Origin of the sequence: Humidesulfovibrio sp. (assembly GCF_030689645.1) — a bacterium.
GTDB lineage: Bacteria > Desulfobacterota > Desulfovibrionia > Desulfovibrionales > Desulfovibrionaceae > Humidesulfovibrio.
This window is the reverse complement of sequence record NZ_JAUYFU010000073.1, coordinates 1-17,974: the sequence shown is the minus strand read 5'-3', so window position 1 is coordinate 17,974 and position 17,974 is coordinate 1. Positions and strand designations below refer to the sequence as shown.

The 17,974-nt window shown below is 62.5% G+C and carries 18 protein-coding genes and 1 tRNA gene; 11 read left to right on the top strand and 8 right to left on the bottom strand.

The genetic code is table 11. From position 1 onward, the window contains the following. Positions 1–983 (bottom strand): phosphoribosylformylglycinamidine cyclo-ligase (gene purM / locus Q8O35_RS10310; protein ID WP_305572939.1); only part of this gene is annotated, 983 nt, incomplete at its 3' end. 151 nt (positions 984–1,134) lie between these two features. Between purM and Q8O35_RS10305 the strand changes: the two genes are divergently transcribed. Further along, on the top strand, positions 1,135–1,548 hold the full coding sequence (locus Q8O35_RS10305) for a hypothetical protein (protein ID WP_305572937.1): 414 nt from the start codon (positions 1,135–1,137) through the stop codon (positions 1,546–1,548). 73 nt (positions 1,549–1,621) lie between these two features. Here the strand turns inward: Q8O35_RS10305 and Q8O35_RS10300 are convergent, their stop codons facing one another. Both Q8O35_RS10300 and Q8O35_RS10295 read right to left on the bottom strand, forming a co-directional pair. Further along, positions 1,622–2,494: a hypothetical protein gene (locus tag Q8O35_RS10300; protein WP_305572935.1), complete on the bottom strand. Its 873-nt coding sequence runs from the start codon at positions 2,492–2,494 to the stop codon at positions 1,622–1,624. A 101-nt stretch (positions 2,495–2,595) separates the two neighbouring features. Then, complete coding sequence (locus tag Q8O35_RS10295) at positions 2,596–3,096, bottom strand: hypothetical protein (protein ID WP_305572933.1); 501 nt, start codon at positions 3,094–3,096, stop codon at positions 2,596–2,598. Positions 3,097–3,488: 392 nt separating this feature from the next. Here Q8O35_RS10295 and Q8O35_RS10290 point away from each other — a divergent pair, with 392 nt between their 5' ends. The 6 genes from Q8O35_RS10290 (at position 3,489) to Q8O35_RS10265 (ending at position 9,653) form a co-directional block, all read left to right on the top strand. Continuing rightward, complete coding sequence (locus Q8O35_RS10290; protein WP_305572931.1) at positions 3,489–3,809, top strand: zinc ribbon domain-containing protein; 321 nt, start codon at positions 3,489–3,491, stop codon at positions 3,807–3,809. A gap of 147 nt (positions 3,810–3,956) precedes the next feature. Beyond that, positions 3,957–5,261: an adenylosuccinate lyase gene (gene purB, locus Q8O35_RS10285; protein WP_305572929.1), complete on the top strand. Its 1,305-nt coding sequence runs from the start codon at positions 3,957–3,959 to the stop codon at positions 5,259–5,261. Between the two features lie 38 nt (positions 5,262–5,299). Continuing rightward, positions 5,300–5,824, top strand: a complete 525-nt coding sequence (gene pyrE / locus Q8O35_RS10280) for an orotate phosphoribosyltransferase (RefSeq protein WP_371133122.1) — start codon at positions 5,300–5,302, stop codon at positions 5,822–5,824. Between the two features lie 70 nt (positions 5,825–5,894). Next, positions 5,895–7,163 carry a L,D-transpeptidase family protein gene (locus tag Q8O35_RS10275; RefSeq protein WP_305572925.1) on the top strand — a complete coding sequence of 423 codons (1,269 nt, stop codon included), beginning with the start codon at positions 5,895–5,897 and terminating at the stop codon, positions 7,161–7,163. Continuing rightward, on the top strand, positions 7,163–7,846 hold the full coding sequence (locus Q8O35_RS10270) for a hypothetical protein (RefSeq protein ID WP_305572923.1): 684 nt from the start codon (positions 7,163–7,165) through the stop codon (positions 7,844–7,846). Before Q8O35_RS10275 ends, Q8O35_RS10270 begins: the two co-directional genes overlap by 1 nt. Beyond that, complete coding sequence (locus Q8O35_RS10265; RefSeq protein WP_305572921.1) at positions 7,818–9,653, top strand: M14/M99 family metallopeptidase; 1,836 nt, start codon at positions 7,818–7,820, stop codon at positions 9,651–9,653. The genes Q8O35_RS10270 and Q8O35_RS10265 overlap by 29 nt, the downstream gene beginning before the upstream one ends. A 110-nt stretch (positions 9,654–9,763) precedes the next feature. Here Q8O35_RS10265 and Q8O35_RS10260 read toward each other — a convergent pair whose 3' ends face one another. The 3 genes from Q8O35_RS10260 to Q8O35_RS10250 form a co-directional block, all read right to left on the bottom strand. Beyond that, positions 9,764–10,957 carry a pyridoxal phosphate-dependent aminotransferase gene (locus Q8O35_RS10260; protein ID WP_305572919.1) on the bottom strand — a complete coding sequence of 398 codons (1,194 nt, stop codon included), beginning with the start codon at positions 10,955–10,957 and terminating at the stop codon, positions 9,764–9,766. Positions 10,958–11,108: 151 nt separating this feature from the next. Next, positions 11,109–11,462 carry a hypothetical protein gene (locus tag Q8O35_RS10255; RefSeq protein WP_305572917.1) on the bottom strand — a complete coding sequence of 118 codons (354 nt, stop codon included), beginning with the start codon at positions 11,460–11,462 and terminating at the stop codon, positions 11,109–11,111. A gap of 273 nt (positions 11,463–11,735) precedes the next feature. Next, entirely contained in the window at positions 11,736–14,249 is a 2,514-nt protein-coding gene (locus tag Q8O35_RS10250; protein WP_305572915.1) for a glycogen/starch/alpha-glucan phosphorylase, read from the bottom strand. Between the two features lie 189 nt (positions 14,250–14,438). On the opposite strand from Q8O35_RS10250, the gene Q8O35_RS10245 reads away from it, so the two are divergent. Continuing rightward, positions 14,439–14,966, top strand: a complete 528-nt coding sequence (locus Q8O35_RS10245) for a YeeE/YedE thiosulfate transporter family protein (RefSeq protein WP_305572913.1) — start codon at positions 14,439–14,441, stop codon at positions 14,964–14,966. Between the two features lie 2 nt (positions 14,967–14,968). Then, positions 14,969–15,493 (top strand): DUF6691 family protein, encoded by a 525-nt coding sequence (locus Q8O35_RS10240; protein WP_305572911.1) that lies wholly within the window; start codon positions 14,969–14,971, stop codon positions 15,491–15,493. A gap of 37 nt (positions 15,494–15,530) precedes the next feature. On the opposite strand, the gene Q8O35_RS10235 is transcribed toward Q8O35_RS10240, so the two are convergent. Next, positions 15,531–16,253 carry a PilZ domain-containing protein gene (locus Q8O35_RS10235; protein WP_305572909.1) on the bottom strand — a complete coding sequence of 241 codons (723 nt, stop codon included), beginning with the start codon at positions 16,251–16,253 and terminating at the stop codon, positions 15,531–15,533. Between the two features lie 98 nt (positions 16,254–16,351). Beyond that, positions 16,352–17,215 (bottom strand): PHP domain-containing protein, encoded by an 864-nt coding sequence (locus Q8O35_RS10230; RefSeq protein WP_305572907.1) that lies wholly within the window; start codon positions 17,213–17,215, stop codon positions 16,352–16,354. A 138-nt stretch (positions 17,216–17,353) separates the two neighbouring features. Here Q8O35_RS10230 and Q8O35_RS10225 point away from each other — a divergent pair, with 138 nt between their 5' ends. After that, positions 17,354–17,554 carry a Trm112 family protein gene (locus Q8O35_RS10225; RefSeq protein WP_305572905.1) on the top strand — a complete coding sequence of 67 codons (201 nt, stop codon included), beginning with the start codon at positions 17,354–17,356 and terminating at the stop codon, positions 17,552–17,554. A 53-nt stretch (positions 17,555–17,607) separates the two neighbouring features. Further along, positions 17,608–17,684: transfer RNA gene (locus Q8O35_RS10220), tRNA-Pro, on the top strand. The last annotated feature ends 290 nt before the right edge of the window (positions 17,685–17,974 follow it).

Below are 17,974 nucleotides of genomic sequence, written 5' to 3'. Positions count from 1 at the left end.
CCGGCCACGTCCATGCCCGACAGGCGGTTCATGATGTCCTCGGCAACATCCTTTTTAGCGATGAGCACGTAGCCGATGCCGGTGTTGAAGATCTGCATCATTTCCGGCCAGGACAGGCTTCCCTGGTTCTTGAGCCACAGAAACACCGGGGTGATGGGCCAGGAGCCGAAGCGGATGTGCGCCGTGACGGCCTTGGGCAGCACGCGGGGCAGGTTGTCGTAAAAGCCGCCGCCGGTGATGTGGGCCATGCCCTTGATGGGCAGGTCGCGCAGCAGGTTCAGCACCGGCTGCACGTAGATGCGCGTGGGGGCCATGAGGGCGCTCGCCACGGTCTGGGTGTCGCCGGGCAGAATGTCGGTGCCCTTGAGGCCTGAGGATTCAAAAATCTTGCGGATGAGGGAGTAGCCGTTGGAGTGCGGGCCGGTGGAGGCCAGGCCGATGATGACGTCGCCGTTGGCGATTTGGGAGCCGTCAACGATGCGCTCGTAGTCCACCATGCCGACGCAGAAGCCGGAGAGGTCGTACTCGCCGTCGGGATAGAAGCCGGGCATTTCCGCTGTCTCGCCGCCAAGCAGCGCGCATTTTGCCTGCTTGCAGCCGTCCACGATGCCTTCCAGCACGCGCACGGCCTTGTCGGTGTCGAGCTTGCCTGTGGCGAAATAGTCGAGGAAGAAGAGGGGGCGCGCGCCCTGCACCAGCACGTCGTTGACGCTCATGCCCACCAGATCGATGCCGATGGTGTCGTGCGTGCCAAAGGCGAAGGCCAGCTTGAGCTTGGTGCCCACGCCGTCCGTGCCGGAAACGAGCACAGGGGAGGCCACGTTGGTCAGGTCGGGCTTGAAGAGCCCGCCGAAACCGCCGATTCCAGAGAGCACACCCTTGCTGTGGGTGCTGGCGGCCAGAGCCTTGATGCGCTCAACGAACACATTGGCTTCATCTATGTTGACCCCTGCGGCTTTGTAGGCATCGGCGCGATGGGACATGCTGTTATTCTCCTTCTGCGTGGGCTGGCCTTCCGCTAGGGCCGTTGCTTCTTTGTATCTGCCCTGTATATACTGAAGCCGGGCAAGATTCAAACCCTAATTCCTGGCGCACACTGGCCGGGCCGCGGGCCACGCGTCCGAGGAGGCTGCCATGTTCCCGACCCCCCAAGCAAAAATGTTTTTTTTCGCTGCGGCGTTGATGCTGTCCGTGCTGGTTTGCGGATCTGGTGCGTCCTTGGCTCAGAACAGCGTGCGCGGGGCGGCGTCGCCTGTTCCCCTCACGTTCCCCGATGCGCCGGGCGAGGCGGCGAGGCCTGCCGCAGGTGCGGCTGCTCCGGCGGGCAAAACCGCGGAGCCCCAGCCAAAATTTCCCAACAAGGATACGGCCAAGAACCGCCAGGACTATGAAATGGGCACGGACACCGGGTCCATTCAGCTTGGCCGCGACGACGCCACCGGCGATACGGTCATGGGCCACACTCCTCCCAAGAAGGTGCAGGAGCCCTATCCGCTGGAGCAGCAGCCCATCCAGGTCTGGCCCGTGGTGCCGATTCGCCGCCGCTAGGCCAAAAAAAAGGCGGACCCTCCGGCTGGAGGATGCGCCCGTTGGCGGCTGCGCGGGGAATGGGGGGCAGGCTTCAGGAGCCCATGCCTTTTTCGCGGTACAGGTCCAGGTTCCACTTGAACACGAATTTGCCCAGCCCGGATACCTCATCGAAGCGCAGGGGCCGCCACACCAGCCCGTGCTTTTCGTCCATGAACCCCTCGGCGACGAACTCAAAGCCGAGGGCTGTCTCGCTTGTTTGCGGATCGCGGAACACGTTGCGCAGCGCCGCGCTGACCCAGAATGACGCAGGCGCGGCGCCGGGCTCGGCAATGGCGCGGAAATGCACGGCGTAGCGGGTGCCCTTCACCGGGTCGGGCATGGCGCTATGCATCAGGCTGGAGCTTACCAGCAGGCGCAGCCCGTTGGCCGAGAAATTGTCCACCTTGAACTCGCGGCTGGCCAGCTGGTCGGCGCCCAGGACCGCAGTCAGCTTGCTCATGTCCTGCCAGCCGGAGAAGTCCGGCCAGAGGGTGAGTTCGGGCACCTTGCGCCCATCCACCTTGACGCGCACGCTGCGTCGGAGCTGGGCGCTTCTCAGGTTCTGCGGGAAGCTCAGGCTGAAATGAACCGCGCCGCTGGGCCGCTGCTCCACGTTGCGCACGTTGGTGTCAAAGGTCAGGTACTGCTCGCGGTCGCGGGCATCCCTGTCGCGCACGCGGAAGAAGCAGGCGATGTTCACGCCGTCAAAGGCGTGCGTGGCGCCCTTGAGCGCTGAGACTTCCACCGTCATCCCGCTGGTGTCGTACTCAAGCAGCGTGGCGGTGATGTCCTTGATGCTCGTGACGCCCTCGTCGAATTCCAGCTTGATCTTGGCGCGCTGGTCGCGGATGTCCTCCAGCAGGCCGGTGATGATCCGCTGTTTGCGCAGAGCTTCGTCTCGTTCCTGTGACCAGAGGGCGCACACGTTACAGGACCTCGCTTGTCCGGGGTTTCAGGCGGAAGCGTAATGCCTGGCCGGGAAAATCCCGGCGCCCTTCACCTGCAAACCCCGGACCAGATGAGGGATTAGTGGACGGACTTTGTGGCGGGCTCGTTGGGGTTTCCTCCGCCAGCCATGAGTTTTTTCCGGTATTCCTTCACCTCGTTCATGGTGTTCCACCCGGCGTACATCTCGCGCCATTCGGAAAAAGGCAGGCGCTGGGCGTCCAGAAACTGCTCATGGCCCTTCATCCAAACGCCGAAGACATACATTTCGATCTTGAAGGCCTTGCTGTCCAGGGAGCGGGAAATGACTTCCGGGCCGTATTTCGATCCGTCGTACCGCGCGCCCACAAACGCGCACACCGTGGCCTGGCATTTTTCATAGGTTATTTCCGCGTTGTTGAGCATGTCGGCCAAGCCGCCCAGATGCTCTTCCTTGGCGTAGATCTCCTTCAGGTCGTCGTGGGGGATCTCAATATGCAGCTTGCCTTCTTTCTCAACAACAAAATAATGCCGAAGCCACTGCTCAAACATGAACACCTCGGCGATGTCGGCCACCGCGTGGGTGAGAGTATCTGTTGCCATGATGCGCTCCTAAGGATCATTGATTATTGCGGGCTGTCCCGCACCTAGATAATGAGGTCTTGATCGCGCGGCGTCAAGGGCAATGGCGGCGGGCTCGGCCAGGCGCTTTACATGCACCGCGATGTGCGCTAGAAGCGACCATTCAAGCATTAATCCGCGTATTTCTCCAGGAGGACATATGGGCAAGCAGAAAAAAATCGAGCGCATGAAAGAAATCGATCGTCGTCGCAAGCGTCGCGAGGAGCGCCTCAAGGTGCGCATCCGCGAAGCCAAGGCTGCGGCCAAGAGCAAATAGGCGCACTGTTCAGGCGGGCGGCTCCACCAGCTAGGGGAGCCGCCCCCCTCAGTTCCGGGCCTGTTTTGCGGCCCTTTTTTGGTTTGGAGGATAATCCATGCCCATTTACGAGTACAACTGCCAGGACTGCAAACAGCTTTTTGAGGAATGGCAGAAGGACTACGAGGAGCGGGACATTCCCTGCCCCGTGTGCGGCGGCAACGCCAGCAGGATAATCTCCAGCACCTCCTTTGTGCTCAAGGGGGGCGGCTGGTATGCCAGCGGATACTCCGGCCCGGCGCCTTCCGGTTCCGCCGGAGCTGAAGCGCCCGCCAGCGCTCCGGCCACGGACGCGGTCGGGGCCAAGCCCGCTGAGGCGGCTTCGGTAGCGCCTGCGCCCGCCGCCGCCGCGCCAACAGCCACAGCGGCCACCAGCTAGCACTGTACGGAAGGCAGCCCTGGCTGCCTTTTTCATGCGCACTTCCTGGCGCAGGGCGGCCTCTCCCCTCGCATTTTTGCCGCCCTGACCCGCAAGCGCTGGACCCTGGCATACTGCGGGTCCGCAAACACAGGACGGAACACAACCATGATCGATCGTTATTCCCGCCCTGAAATGGCGGCCCTGTGGACCATGGAAGCCCGCTTCCAGGCCTGGCTCGACGTTGAGCTGGCCGTGTGCGAGGCCTGGACCAAGCTCGGAGTCATTCCGGCTGCGGACATGGCCGTCATTCGCGCCAAGGCCGGCTTTGACGTGGACCGCATCCTTGAGGTCGAGGAAAAGACCCGCCACGACGTCATCGCCTTTCTCACCGCAGTGGAAGAGAAAGTCGGCGAGAGCGCCCGGTTCATCCATCTGGGCTGCACCAGCTCCGACATCGTCGACACGGCCAACGCCGTGCTGCTTGCGCGCGCGGGCAAGATGATCCTGGCCGACATCGACAAGGTGCTGGCGGTGCTGAAGGACATGGCCTTTGCGCACAAGGACCTTTTGTGCATGGGCCGCACCCACGGCATCCACGCAGAGCCCACCAGCTTCGGCCTCAAGATGGCCGGGTTTCACGCCGAATTCGCCCGCCACAAGGAGCGCTTCGCGGCTGCGGTGGAGGACGTCCGCGTGGGCAAGATTTCTGGCGCGGTGGGCACCTATGCCCACCTTTCCCCGGAACTGGAGGCCCACGCCTGCGAACTCCTCGGCCTCGCCGTGGACCCCGTGAGCACCCAGATCATCCAGCGCGACCGCCACGCGCATTTCTTCACCTCCCTGGCTCTTTTGGGCGGCGGGGTGGAGCGTCTGTGCACCGAGCTGCGGCACCTGCAGCGCACCGAGGTGCTGGAGGTGGAGGAGGGCTTCTCCAAGGGCCAGAAAGGCTCCAGCGCCATGCCACACAAGAAGAACCCCATCAGCGCCGAGAATCTCTGCGGGCTTTCGCGCCTGCTGCGCACCAACGCCATCGCCAGCATGGAGAACATGCCCCTGTGGCACGAGCGCGACATCAGCCACTCCTCAGTCGAGCGCGTCATCATGCCGGACAGCACGATCCTGGCCGACTACATCCTGAACCGCTTGGCCGGGCTGCTCAAGAACCTGCGCGTGATTCCCGAGAACATGGCCCGGAACCTGGAAGGGTCCTTCGGACTGTTTTATTCCCAGCGTGTGCTGGTGGGTCTGCTTGACCTTGGCCTGCCCAGGCAGAAGGCCTACGAGATGGTGCAGGCCCCGGCAATGCGCTCCTGGGACACTCGCCGTCCATTCAAAGACGAAGTCCTGAACGACCCCCAGATTCGCGAACACTTAAGTCTAGAAACTCTTGAAAGATTGTTCGACCCCTGTTATTACCTACGGTATGTAAACGCCATATTTGAACGGGTCTTTGGCCAGGGACAGGAGTAATCGTGAAGGATTCAAAGGCGAAACTTGCGCGTCTGCTCATGACGCTGTCCTATGTCGAAGGCGAGGTGACCCTCACCTCCGGCCGCAAGAGCGATTATTATTTTGACTGCAAGCAGACCGCACTGCATCCCGAGGGCGGGTATCTCATCGGCAAGCTGTTTCTGGAGATGCTCAAAGGTTCCGGCGCGCGCGCCGTGGCAGGCATGACCCTGGGAGCGGACCCTCTGGTTGCCTCGGTGTCCGTGCTTTCGCACCTGGAGGGCTGCCCCCTGCCGGCCCTCATCATCCGCAAGCAATCCAAGGGACATGGCACCAACCAGTTCCTGGAAGGCCTCAAGAACGTGACCCCCGGAGATGAGATCGCCCTTTTGGAGGATGTAGTCACCACCGGCGGCACCCTGGTCACTTCGGCGGAGCGCATCCGCGCCGCCGGGTTCACCGTGGGCGCTGTTTTGTGCGTGCTGGACCGCGAAGAGGGCGGAAGCGAACGTTTGGCCGAAGCCGGTCTGACGCTGAAGTCCATTTTTACGCGCAAAGAGCTCGTGGCTGCGGCCAAGAGCTAGGTGACAACGGGCGTCCCGGTCGCCTCGCGCAGGGACCGAGTGGGGCGCCGCAACCGAACGCGGAAGAGCCTTGAAAATCGTACGCACCATTCTCTTTACGGCAAGTCTTGCCCTGGCTCCGGCCCTTGCCCTCGCGGCGGGTTCCGGCTGGGAGACGCACGTCTCATCCCAGTCCACCAGCCCCGAGATGTTCCTTGGCATCGACAAGGACTCCCAGACATTCTTCATGTTCGGGAAGAAGAGTCCCCTTGAGGTGGTGCGCAAGCTCACCTGCGCCACGGGCCAGGCACAGGGCGACAAAACCCGCGAAGGCGATAAGCGCACGCCGGAAGGCGTGTACTTCGTGGAGGACAAGGTGCCCGGCAAGCTCGACTTCGAGCTTTACGGGGACCGGGCCTTCAGCTTGAATTTCCCCAACCCGGTGGATCGCCTGAAAGGCAAGACCGGCCACGGCATCTGGATCCATGGCCGGGGCAAGCAGCTCTTGGCCCAGGATACGCGCGGCTGCGTGGCCCTTACCGCCCAGGACATCAAGAGCCTGGACGGACAGATTCCCTCCGGCACCCCCGTGGTCATCGCCAAGAAGCTCACCTGGAGCAAGGACACCACAGCCGACCCCACCGCCCAGCACCTTGCCGAGCGCGTGCGCCAGTGGGCCAGCGACTGGCAGAATAAGCGCGAGCGCTTCTTCGACTACTTCCAGCCTGAGAAGTTCTCCCAGACCGAGGGCATGGCCTTCAACCAGTTCAAGAGCCACAAGCAGGGCATCTTCAACCGCCAGCCCTGGATCCACGTCATGGTGGACAACATCCGCGTCATTCAAGGGCCGGATTATGTCGTCACCACCTTTGAGCAGTACTACCGCACCCAGGACCTTGTTTCCGCTGTGGGCAAGCGCTTCTACTGGCAGAAGGAGAAGGATGGCGCCTGGCGCATTGTCGGCGGCGAGTACACCGACGCCTCCCCCACCCTGGAGACCCGTTACCTGACCACCAAGCGCGCCGAGGTGGACAAGATGCTCAAGGGCTGGATGGAATCCTGGCTGGCGGCCGATGTGGACAAATACATGGGCTTCTACGCCGAGGACGCCACAAACGGCAAACAGAACAACGCCAAGGCCATCCGCGACTACAAGAAAGCCCTCTGGGGCAGCAAGACCCCGGTGCGCATCGCAGCGGACAAGGTCGAGGTGGCCATGCACCAGAAGGGGCTCAAGGTGAGCTTCCAGCAGACCTATGAGGACAGCTCCGGGCATTCGGACAAGGGTCCCAAGACCCTTATCATCGCCCCGCGTGGCGACGCCTGGGTCATCCTGAGCGAGAACTGGGGCAAGAGCTGATGAAGAACTCCAGCTACAGCGTGCTTTTCATGCGGGACGACGCGGACGTGAAGACGTTGCGCGTGAGCCCCAGGAGGCTCCGGCTGTTGCTGTGGATTTCCACTGCCCTGACCGTCATCGTCCTCATCGGCCTCATCGTGGGCTTGCGCTCTTTCGTCGGCTACCGCAGCCTGCTTTCCGAACGCCGCGACCTTGAGGTGCAGTTGGCCGAGGCCCAGGTGAACCTGGAGCGGCTAGGCAATCTGGATAAGCTGCAAAAGGGCGGAGCGTCCGGCAAGGACGCAGGCAAGGATGCTGGGCAGGGCCGCGTGGTTGAGAAGTCGGCTCAGGCCGCGAGCCGCGCCTTCGTCAAGGTCAACGCTGGCACCATCGCCGTGGAGAATTTCAGGGCCCAGGTTGTGGGCGCAACCCTCACCACCAGCTTCGACCTGAACAATCGCGCCCAGGGCTCGGCCTCGGGCGACATCACCCTGCTGCTGCTGCGCAGCGACGGCTCCCTGACGGAGTTGGACGCCGCCAGCGCTTCTGACCTGACCTACCAGATCCAGCGATTCAAACGCATCTCCGCCACCACCCGCGTGCCGGAAGGCCTGACCCGCAGGGAGGCCCTTGGGCTGCGGGTGGAGATCAAGAATTCCGACGGGGAAGTGATCCTTGGCGAAACATACTCTCTGGGCAATTAGCCTGTCCTTCCTTTTGCTTGTGGCCGCAGCATCCTCTGCGCAGGCCGGAAGCAGAAGCAGCTTTGTGTTCTTCGAGGGCACGCAGTATCCTTTGCCCGTGGTGTTCATCCAGGGCGAGACGCCCGGCCCCACGGTCATGATCCAGGGCGGCATCCAGGGCGATGAGCCCACGGGATTCCTGGCCGCGCAGCTTCTGGCCGAAAGCCGCGTCGTCAAGGGCAACCTCATCGTCGTGCCACGCGCCAATATTCCGTCCATCCACGCGCACCAGCGCTTGGTCAACGTGGACATGAACCGCCGCTTCGACCGCGACTACAATCAGTTCTACGAGGATCGCCTCGCACGGGCCGTGCGGTTCCTGCTCTCGCAGTCCAGCGCGCTGATCCATCTGCACGAGGGGTCCGGCTTCTACGACCCCGTGTACGTGAGCCCCTTGCGCAACCCCTCCCGTTGGGGCCAGTCCGTCATCATCGACGCCAACGTGCATGATCGTCTGGACTTGGCGCGCCTCGTGAACTCCGCTTTGGCCGAGATCAACGCATCGGTGAAAGAGCAGGACTACCAGTTCAAGCTTTTCAACACGCGCACCTTCGAGGCAGACAGCCGGTACGCCATGGAGATGCGCAAGTCCCTGACATTCTATGCTTTGGCAAATTTGAACATCCCGGCCATGGCCGTGGAGGTGAGCAAGAACATCGGTGCGTTGGGCTGGAAGGTCAAGCACCAAGTCTACGCCACTTCCGTGCTGCTCAAGCACTGTGGGGTGGACATCGTAACCCCGCGCATCGATGAAGCCGAGGTCCAGCGCTTGTACGAGCGCGACAGCCGTCCCAAGATAAACGGCAAGCCCCTGGACGGGCAGACCCTCGCCGTACAGCCCGGCGGCACCATCAAGGTCGATCCTGGCTCCACCGGCAAGAACGACGCCCACGGACAGGTGGTGGCCGTGTTCGCCTCTGATCGCCAGGGCGTGAACATCGTCGATTCTCCACGCATGGCCCTGGAGCGCTTTCAGGAGCTTGAAACCCGCGTGGATGGCCGCAAGGTCAGCTCCACCACCGTGCGCTTCGCCGGCGAGATGCCGCCCCCGCTGCCCGCCGGGCCTCCCGTGTTTGTCTGCTGGGTCAACGGCAAAAGCGTGCAGGTGAAGCAAGGCGATACCCTGCACACAGTTGTCGGCGATCAGCTCGTCATTGAGGGCGTGCTGGGCAGTAAGTGGAAGGAAATCCTTAATTTTAAGGGCTATACCGCCCGCCCGCAATCCAACGACGGGCAGGACATGGGTTGGGAGATCATCCTCGATCCTGAGGCCTTCATCGACAAGTACCGCCTGCCATCATCCGCGCAGGGCGTTGCCCGTTATCAGGTGGTGCGCGAGACCGTGGGCGCGCGGCCCGCTTCCTTCTTTGTGGACATCGAACCTCGCAAGGTGCAGACCCTGAAGCTTGTTGATTCCAAAGGCCACAGCACCAGCGTGCATTGGGCCAGCGGCGGAGAGATCCACCTTGCGCCGGGTGAGTACACCGTGGCTGAGACCACCAGCAACGGCCCGTCCAGCCGCCTGCTGTCCCTGGCGGGCAATAGGCCCCTCAAGCCCGGCGACAAGTTTCGCGTGGACACCGAAAAGCCCCTGCTCTTCTCCCTGCGCCAGGCCACCACTTTCGCCGCCCTTGGCACCATGACCTTGGTGCCAAAGGCCCCTGCGCCCAAAACCGCCGCCAAGGCCCCGGAAAAAGCACCGGACAAGCCGGTTGAGCAGCCGAAGAAACTCTCAGGCACCCCTGCCCCGCAGAAACAGGTGTACTAGGCTAATTGCGGGGCACCGCCCCGAACCACCCTTGGCCAGCAAAAAGGCTTGGACCGAATTCGGTCCAAGCCTTTTTGCTTTGGTGTGTTGTGCGGTTTGGCGACGGTCGTTTATTTCGACGCCTTGTCCATGGCCCGTTTGAAGCCCTCGGCGGAGCGCTTGATGACGTCCTCGCCCACGCAGAAGGCCAGGCGGAAGTGCCCCGGGCAGCCGAAGCCCTTGCCGGGCACGGCCAGGATACGCTCCTCCACCAAAAGGCTCACAAAGGCCACGTCGTCGCCGCCGGGCGCTTCAGGGAAGAAGTAGAACGCCCCGCGCGGAAGGGGGTACTTGTATCCTGCGGCGTCCAGCACCTGCTTCATGGCGTCGCGCCTGCGGGCGTAGATGCCCGCGTCCACCTGGGAGCCCAGGGCCTTGGCCAGAAGCTTCTGCGCCAGGGCAGGGGCGTTGACGAAGCCCAGGATGCGGTTGGCCAGAATGATGCCGGCCACCAGCTCGTCCTTGCCGGGCATGGTCGGGTTCACCAGGGCGTAGCCCACGCGAGCGCCGGCCAGCGAAAGATTCTTGGAGAAGGAGCTGACCACCACGGTGTACGGGTACAGCGGCAGAAGCGAGGGCACCTCCATGCCGTCAAAGGCCAGGAAGCGGTACGGCTCGTCGGCCAGAAGGAAGATGGGCCGCGCCCGGCCCGCGTTCTTGCGGGTCAGCATGGCCGCAAGCTCCGCCAGGGTCTCTCGCGGGTAGACAACGCCAGTGGGGTTGTTGGGCGAGTTGATGAGCAGGACGCGAGTCTTATCGGTGATAGCGGCCTCAAGGGCGGCCACGTCGAGGTCGAAGGTGCCGGGCCTTGCGGGCGCGGTTTTCAGCACGCCGCCGTGGTTCTCAATGTAGAAGCCGTACTCCACGAAGTAGGGGGCCGGGCAGAGCACCTCGTCGCCGGGCTCGATGACAGCGCGGTAGAAGGCGTTGATGGCTCCGGCCGCGCCGCAGGTGATGACCAGGCATTCTGGCGTGATGTCCACGCCCTGCTCCTTGGACACGAACTTGGCCAGCGCCTCGCGGACGTAGGGGTAGCCGAAGTTGGGCATGTAGCCGAAGGCGAAGGGCTCGTTCGCCTCGTCGGCGATGTCGTGCAGGCCCTGGCACACGCATGCGGGCGGCGGCAGGTCCGGGTTGCCCAGGCTGAAGTCGCAGACCTGGTCTGCGCCATACTGCTTCTTGAGCTCGATGCCCGCCTCGAACATGCGGCGGATCCAGGACGAGCGTTCCATGTAGCTTTTTACCTGACTGGAGAGGATCTGCATGAAAACTCCTTGGCTTTGCGGCGCTTGGCCCAAAGGTGTTTGCAAAGGTGCGCGCAGCCCGATTCGTTGGGCGCAAGAGTAGCCAAAGCGCGCCCGAAAGCCAAGGCCCGCAGAGGCGAAGAAGCGATCCCGCAGATTTCTGACCCTGGCGCTAGTTGTCCAGGCGTTCCGCAGGCCACGTCAGCAGGAACACTTCCTTCAGGCCGAAGCTCTTCTTCAGGTAGCCGCTGATTTCGCCGGAGACGTTCCTGGGTGCGGAGACTGTGTAGCTCAGGTTCTCGGGGGCGTAGTCCTTGCCCAGGTTGCCCATGGCGCCGCCAAAGCTGCGCGAGGCAGTGAACCCGCCAGCGGTTTTGATGAGATAGTCATTCAGTCCGTTGAGTTTCTCCGCCGGTATGGATGCGGGCACGACGAAGAAGTGCACGATGACCGGGCTGCCAGCCAGGGCGGTGCTTGCGGCCATGACCACGATGGCAAGGGAGATGACGAGGTGTTTGAGGCGCATTGGTGAAACTCCTGTTGCATGATGGTTGCGGGGTGCTCGTATGGCCTTCGAAGCCCGCTGGAAGGCGTTCCTGGCCGTGCGGCAACTTCTGAATTGTCGTTCAACAGCTTGAAATGACGGTAGCCCAAGCGGATGGTGTTGCCAAGGGGGCTATTGAAGCGCCCCTTTTAACCAACAAAATGGCCGAACTCCAGGCATCTGCTCGAAATCCGGCCATTTGGGTCGTCGTTTTATGCGGCTCCGCCGAAGAGGCGCTTCTTTGCTTTGCCGCTGTTATACCTTCACGTCCCAGATGTCTCGCGCGTACTCGGCAATGGCGCGGTCGGACGAGAAGAAGCCCATGCCCGCAGTGTTCAGGATGGACTTCTCCACCCAGAGGTCGCTGCTGCGGTAGAGGTGGGCCACTTCCTTCTGGCTGTTCACATAGGAGCGGAAGTCCGCCAGGAGCATCCAGCGGTCGCCGTCCTTGAGCAGGCTGTCCACGATGGGCCGGAACAGGTCTGGCTGCAGGGGCGAGAAGTGGCCGGAGGCCAGGAGGTCCAGCACCCGATGCAGGGTTTCGTCCTTCTGGTAGTACTCCCAGGGGTTGTAGCCGCGCGCCTTGAGCTCGTTCACCTCCGGCGTGGTCATGCCGAAGAGGAAGAAGTTCTCCGCGCCCACGCGCTCACGGATCTCAATGTTCGCGCCGTCCAGGGTGCCGATGGTCAGCGCGCCGTTGAGCGCGAATTTCATGTTGCCTGTGCCCGAGGCCTCGGTGCCTGCAAGGGATATCTGCTCCGAGAGCTCGGTGCCGGGGATGATCTTTTCCGCGTTGGAGACGCAGTAGTTTTGCAGGAAGGCCACGGTCAAGACGCCAGCGCACTTGGGTTCCCGCGCCACTGCGTCGGAAACCGCGTGGATGAGCCGGATGATGAGCTTGGCCATGCGGTAGCCGGGCGCGGCCTTTCCGCCGAAGATCACCGTGCGGGGCACGATGTCGCGGCCCATGATGCCGGAGCGCAGGTCGTCGTAAAGGCTGATGACGTGCAGGACGTTCATGAGCTGGCGCTTGTATTCGTGGATGCGCTTCACCTGAACGTCGAAGAGGCTGTCCGGGTTGAGCTTGTGGTCGATCTTGTGCAGCACGTACTCGGCCAGGCGCTGCTTGTTGTGGTGCTTCACCTTGGCCCAGCGGGCGCGGAACTCAGAGTCCTGGGCAAAGGGCCTCAGCTCTTCCAGTCGAGCGAGGTCGGTGATGAACCCCTCGCCGATGGCTTCGGTGATGAGCCCGGTGAGGCCGGGGTTGCACTGCCTGAGCCAGCGCCGGGGGGTGATGCCGTTGGTCTTGTTGTTGAAGCGCTCGGGGAATATCTCGTAGAAGTCCTTGAACAGGCTGGCCTTCAGGATGTCGCTGTGCAGGGCGGACACGCCGTTGACGGAGTGCGATCCAAGCACGGCCAGATTGGCCATGCGCACGCGCTTGCCGAAGTCCTCGCCGATGAGGGAGAGCCTGGAGAGGCGGTCGTCGTCGCCGGGGTAGAGTTTGCGCACCTGGTCCAGGAAGCGGCGGTTGATCTCGAAGATGATTTGCATGTGCCGCGGCAGCACGCGGCTCATGAGCTCAACCGGCCAGTGCTCCAGGGCTTCGGGCATGACTGTGTGGTTGGTGTACGCGAAGGTGCCCACGCAGATCTCCCAGGCCTTTTCCCAGGGCAGCAGGTGGTCATCCAGCAGGATGCGCATGAGCTCCGGGATGGCGATGGCCGGGTGTGTGTCGTTCAGCTGCACGGCCACAAGCTTGGGCAGGTCCTCGAATCCCTGGTGGTGCTTCAAGTGGCGGCGGGTGATGTCCTGGAATGTGGCGGCGACGAAGAAGTACTGCTGCTTGAGGCGCAGTTCCTGGCCTTCCACGAAGCTGTCCGTGGGGTAGAGCACCTTGGAGATGTTCTCGCTTTTGGCCTTGTCCTCGATGGCCTTGAGGTAGGCGCCGGAGTTGAAAAACTCCAGGTCGAAATCGCGGCTTGATTTGGCGCTCCACAGGCGCATGTTGATGACGTTGCCGTTCTCATAGCCGGGAACCATCATATCGTAGGCCATGGCCATGACTTTCTCGCCGCCTTCCCACACGGCGCGCAGGCGGTTCTGGTCATCGGTGTAGGCGCGCACCTGGCCGCCGAACTGGATGGGATACAGGTAGCCCGCCCGGTCGTACTCCCAGGGGTTGCCGAACCGCAGCCAGTTGTCCGGGCGCTCCACCTGCCAGCCGTCCTGAATGCTCTGGTGGAAGATGCCGTACTCGTAGCGGATGCCGTAGCCATAGGCCGGAATGTTCAGAGTCGCCAGAGAGTCGAGGTAGCAGGAGGCCAGGCGCCCCAGGCCGCCGTTGCCAAGCCCGGCGTCCCATTCGGTCTCGCTGATTTCTTCGTAGTCCTGCCCCATTTCGGTCAGGGCTTCGCGCACCTGGTCCTCCAGGCCGAGGCAGAGGACGTTGTTTTTCAGGGAGCGCCCCACCAGGAATTCCAGGGAAAGGTAGTACACGCGCTTGGCGCTTTCGTCATAATAGGAGCGCTGGGTGCGTATCCAGTGCTCGGCCATGCGTTCGCGCATGGTGTAGGCAAGCGCCTTAAAATAATCGTGGATGCCCGCGCGGGTGATGTCTTTGCCCAGGAAGGCGAACATGTGCTTGCGGATGTCTTCCTTCAGGGTCTCCACTGGGGAGCATTGCTCCGGCGCAAGGGTGCCGCCGCTATTTTTGGGGTTGGCGCTCGTGTGTTTCTTTGGGGCTGCTGAAGCCTTTTGAGTGGACATGGCGACCTCGACTGTAGTTATGATGGATTGGGAAATTTGATACCATCTTTTTGCACGTATTTCGGGGCAAAGGCAAGCCATGTTGGGGCATAGGCGGATTTTCAGCACGCCCCCTTGACGCCCGGAATAGAGTGTGTATCATTCCAATATACCCCTCTGGGGTATCGCTTTGAAAAAGGAGGAATCGCCATGGAAGTGAAAAGCCCATCAAAAGCCTGGAACCCGTATCTGGCGGGAGCCCTTGCCGGACTACTGCTCGTGCTGTCCGTATACGCCACCGGCAAGTATTTCGGCGCGTCCACGACTTATGTTCGCGCTGCGGGATTTGTGGAAAGCGCGGTTGACGCAGAACGCGTGTCGACCATGGCCTATTTCATCAAGGAAGCGCCAAAAATCGACTGGCAGTTTTTGTTCGTGGCTGGAATCGGCCTGGGCGCCCTGGGCGCCGCTGTTTTGAGCAACACTTTTCGCATCCAGCTCGTGCCTGATCGCTTCGCCGCAAGGTTTGGGCAGGCGCGCGGCTTGCGCATAGGCCTGGCTTTTCTGGGCGGCGCGGCGGCCATGTTCGGCGCGCGGCTGGCAGACGGCTGCCCCAGCGGGCACGGGCTCTCCGGCTCGCTGCAATTGGCGGCCAGCGGCTTCGTCTCGCTCATGGGCTTTTTTGCGGGCGGGCTCGTCATGGCGCGGCTGGTGTATGGCCGCAGGGGAGGGAAATAGCCATGGAACTGTGGTTCGGGCTTATTACGGGCATTGCCTTTGGCGTGCTTTTGCAGCGGGCGGAGGTCATCCGCTTCGACCGCCAGATCGGCGCGCTTCTGCTCAAGGACATGACCATCGTGAAGTTCATGCTCACCACTATTCTTGTGGGTATGGTGGGCGTGTATTTGCTGGTGGATCTCGGCCTGGCCAAGCTGTCGCTCAAGCCCCTGATTCTGGGCGGCAACGTGCTGGGCGGGCTGATCTTCGGCATAGGCTGGGCGCTTCTGGGGTATTGCCCAGGCACTGCGGCCGCAGCTCTGGGCGAGGGGCGCGTGGACGCCCTGGCGGGCATGGCCGGGATGCTTGTGGGCGCTGCTGTGTTTGCCGAGGCCTATCCGGCGCTCAAGGCCAGCGTGCTCATCTGGGGCGATTATGGCAAGGTCACGCTGCCGGGCCTGCTGGGAGTCTGGCACTGGCCGGTGATTGTAGCTTTTGTGGCTGGCGGCGTGTTGCTGCTGCGCTTTGTGGAGCGCAAGGGACTCTAGCGGGAAGCGGTCGCGGCAGGTCGGGCCTCGTCCGGGCCTAGTCGCCCAGCAGGCCGTGCATGCGCTGCAGATAGTCGTGCAGCAGGCGGCTGTTGTCTTCGGTCATGTCCACAAATTGTCCGCCCATGGTGATGCGCCCCTTTTGCTCGTCTATTCGGCGCAGGGTCAGGGGCGCCATGAGGGGCTGGCCGCAGCCCAGGTCGCAACGCAGCACGACGCGTTCGCCTCGCTGGGCGTCGCGCAGGGGGCTTTTCAAATTTGAGCGGGCGGCGAAGCTGCACCCGGAGGGAGCAAGGTCCAGAAGCACCACCTGATGATCACCGAAGGCGCCGTGGATGGTGCCAGGCAGGGTGACGTCCACGCGCTCTGACCGGCGCAGCACTACACGCTCCACGCTGTCTGGGTGTGACAGGAACAGCAGCGGGGCCGGATTGCTTACGCGGTTGACCACGTCGCAACGGAATCCGAAAAGCGTTCCGCCTGCGTTTAACTGGGCCACTACGCCGGGGTTCAGGCTCAGGCGCGACAGGGTGTCTTGGGGCAGGCGCACCTGGACAATGGTGTAGGAGAAGGGCTCAAGGCCCACCACCTTGCCTTCATAGCGCTGGTCTACGCAGAGCAGGCGCAAGAACAGCTGGTTGCCCACCTTCAACTGAAGATGGACTCCGGGCAGGCGCTCGACGCGGCGGCTGGCTTCGGGGTTTTCAATGGCTGGCTGGCCAGGTGCTTTGAACAGGCTGGCGTCCTGCTGGGCATCCATTTGCTGCATCTCCGATACTTCTGTCCGTGAACTGCAGCCGAGTGGCTGCCACGCGCGATACGGATATATAGCAAAAAGTGATGCTGCTGGGCAAGCGGTTAATAGGAGCGCGGCTGTCGTTGCTGTAAGGCCTGCTTCATCTTGTCCAGCAGCTCTCCGCGCACGAAAAGACCGCCGCGTCCTCGGCCCAGGCTCACGCCGGGCTTCACCGCGCCGTGAAAGTCTGAACCGCCGCTCATGAGCAGCCCAAGGCGCTGGGCCAGGTCCGCCACCAGAGCCGTGTATTTGTCGGAGTGCTCGGTGTAGTACACCTCAACGCCGTCAAGACCCATGCCGGTCAGTTCCGTGAGCATGGCCTCAAGCTGCCGGGGCTGCTGCGAAAGCAGGTAAGGGTGCGCCAGCACCGCCAGACCGCCGTCCGCGTGTATGGCGCCAATAGCCTCGACAGGGGTGAGCTTGGCCTTGGGCACGTAGGCCAGGCCGCCAGAGCCGAGGAACCGCGCGAAGGCCTCCTCAAAGGTTCGAACCACCCCGGCCTTCAGCATGGCCTGGGCCATGTGCGGGCGACCCACAACGCCGGTGGCGTGGCTTTCCACGTCCTCAAGCTTCAGGTGCACGCCCACGGTCTTGAGCTTTTCCAGCATGGTGAGGTTGCGTGCGGCGCGGGCCTTACGAACGCGGAGCAGTTCATGCACCACGTGCCCAGGACGCTCGTCCACGAAGAGGGCCAGCAGGTGCGTGGGCAGGCCGTTGAAGTCAAGGGAGAGTTCGCAGCCAGGCACCATCTCGATGTTTTGTTTTTCCGCCTCGGCCCTGGCTTCGGCCAACCCCTCGAAGGTGTCGTGGTCTGTGAGGGCGATGGCCGCAAGTCCCGCTGCTTTGGCAGCGCGCATAAGCTCCGTCGGGGTCAGGGTGCCGTCGGAGACCGTTGAGTGGGTGTGCAGGTCGATGCGCTGGTGCATGGTGGCCTCGTATAGATGAAAACATGATTTTGAGATCTTTCTATTAGCCAAACCGTCTATGGCGTCAAGGGGCAAGGGCGCTTGTGTGTGCGGCTCGGGTCGGGTATAGGGGGGTCAGTCTTTGACGCGGAGGAATGCATGGCGCTGAATATTGAGCTGCTGGGACTTCTGGCCTGTCCCACGTGCCATGGGGGGCTCTTGCTGCTGCCCCGGCAGGATGGGCTTCTGTGCGCGGCGTGCGCCGTGGTCTACCCCGTGCGCGAGGAGATCCCGGTCATGTTGGTTGAAGAGGCCGCGCCTCTGGACAAGTGGACGGGAAGTCTGCCGGAAAAGGGCTAGGCAGCAGGCCTTGATAGGCTTGCTGTTTTGCCGTAGAGAGTCTTTCTTGATTTCGGGGCGTAGCGCAGCTCGGTAGCGCGCCTGCTTTGGGAGCAGGATGTCGCATGTTCAAATCATGTCGCCCCGACCATTGATAGCGTAGGGCCAGAGAGTATTCCTCTCTGGCCCTTTTTGCTTTCACGGGCCATTCACGTCCCCGTTCTGGTCCCTCCAAGCCCTGCCCCGCTCAGAAAGTCCCTGGCGTGGACTCTTGAATATCCTCTTGCGAATTTGTGCGGCTTAGGTATTACGTAATTGTTGAGGTGCGTATCGTCTCTGCGCGGCTAGTTGGGAGTTTCCCCACCTGTTGTTCGCTGTGACTCGCTGGTGGCTTGCCCGTTCACTTGTTCTCCTGAATCCGGCAAATAGCCTGCGATCTTA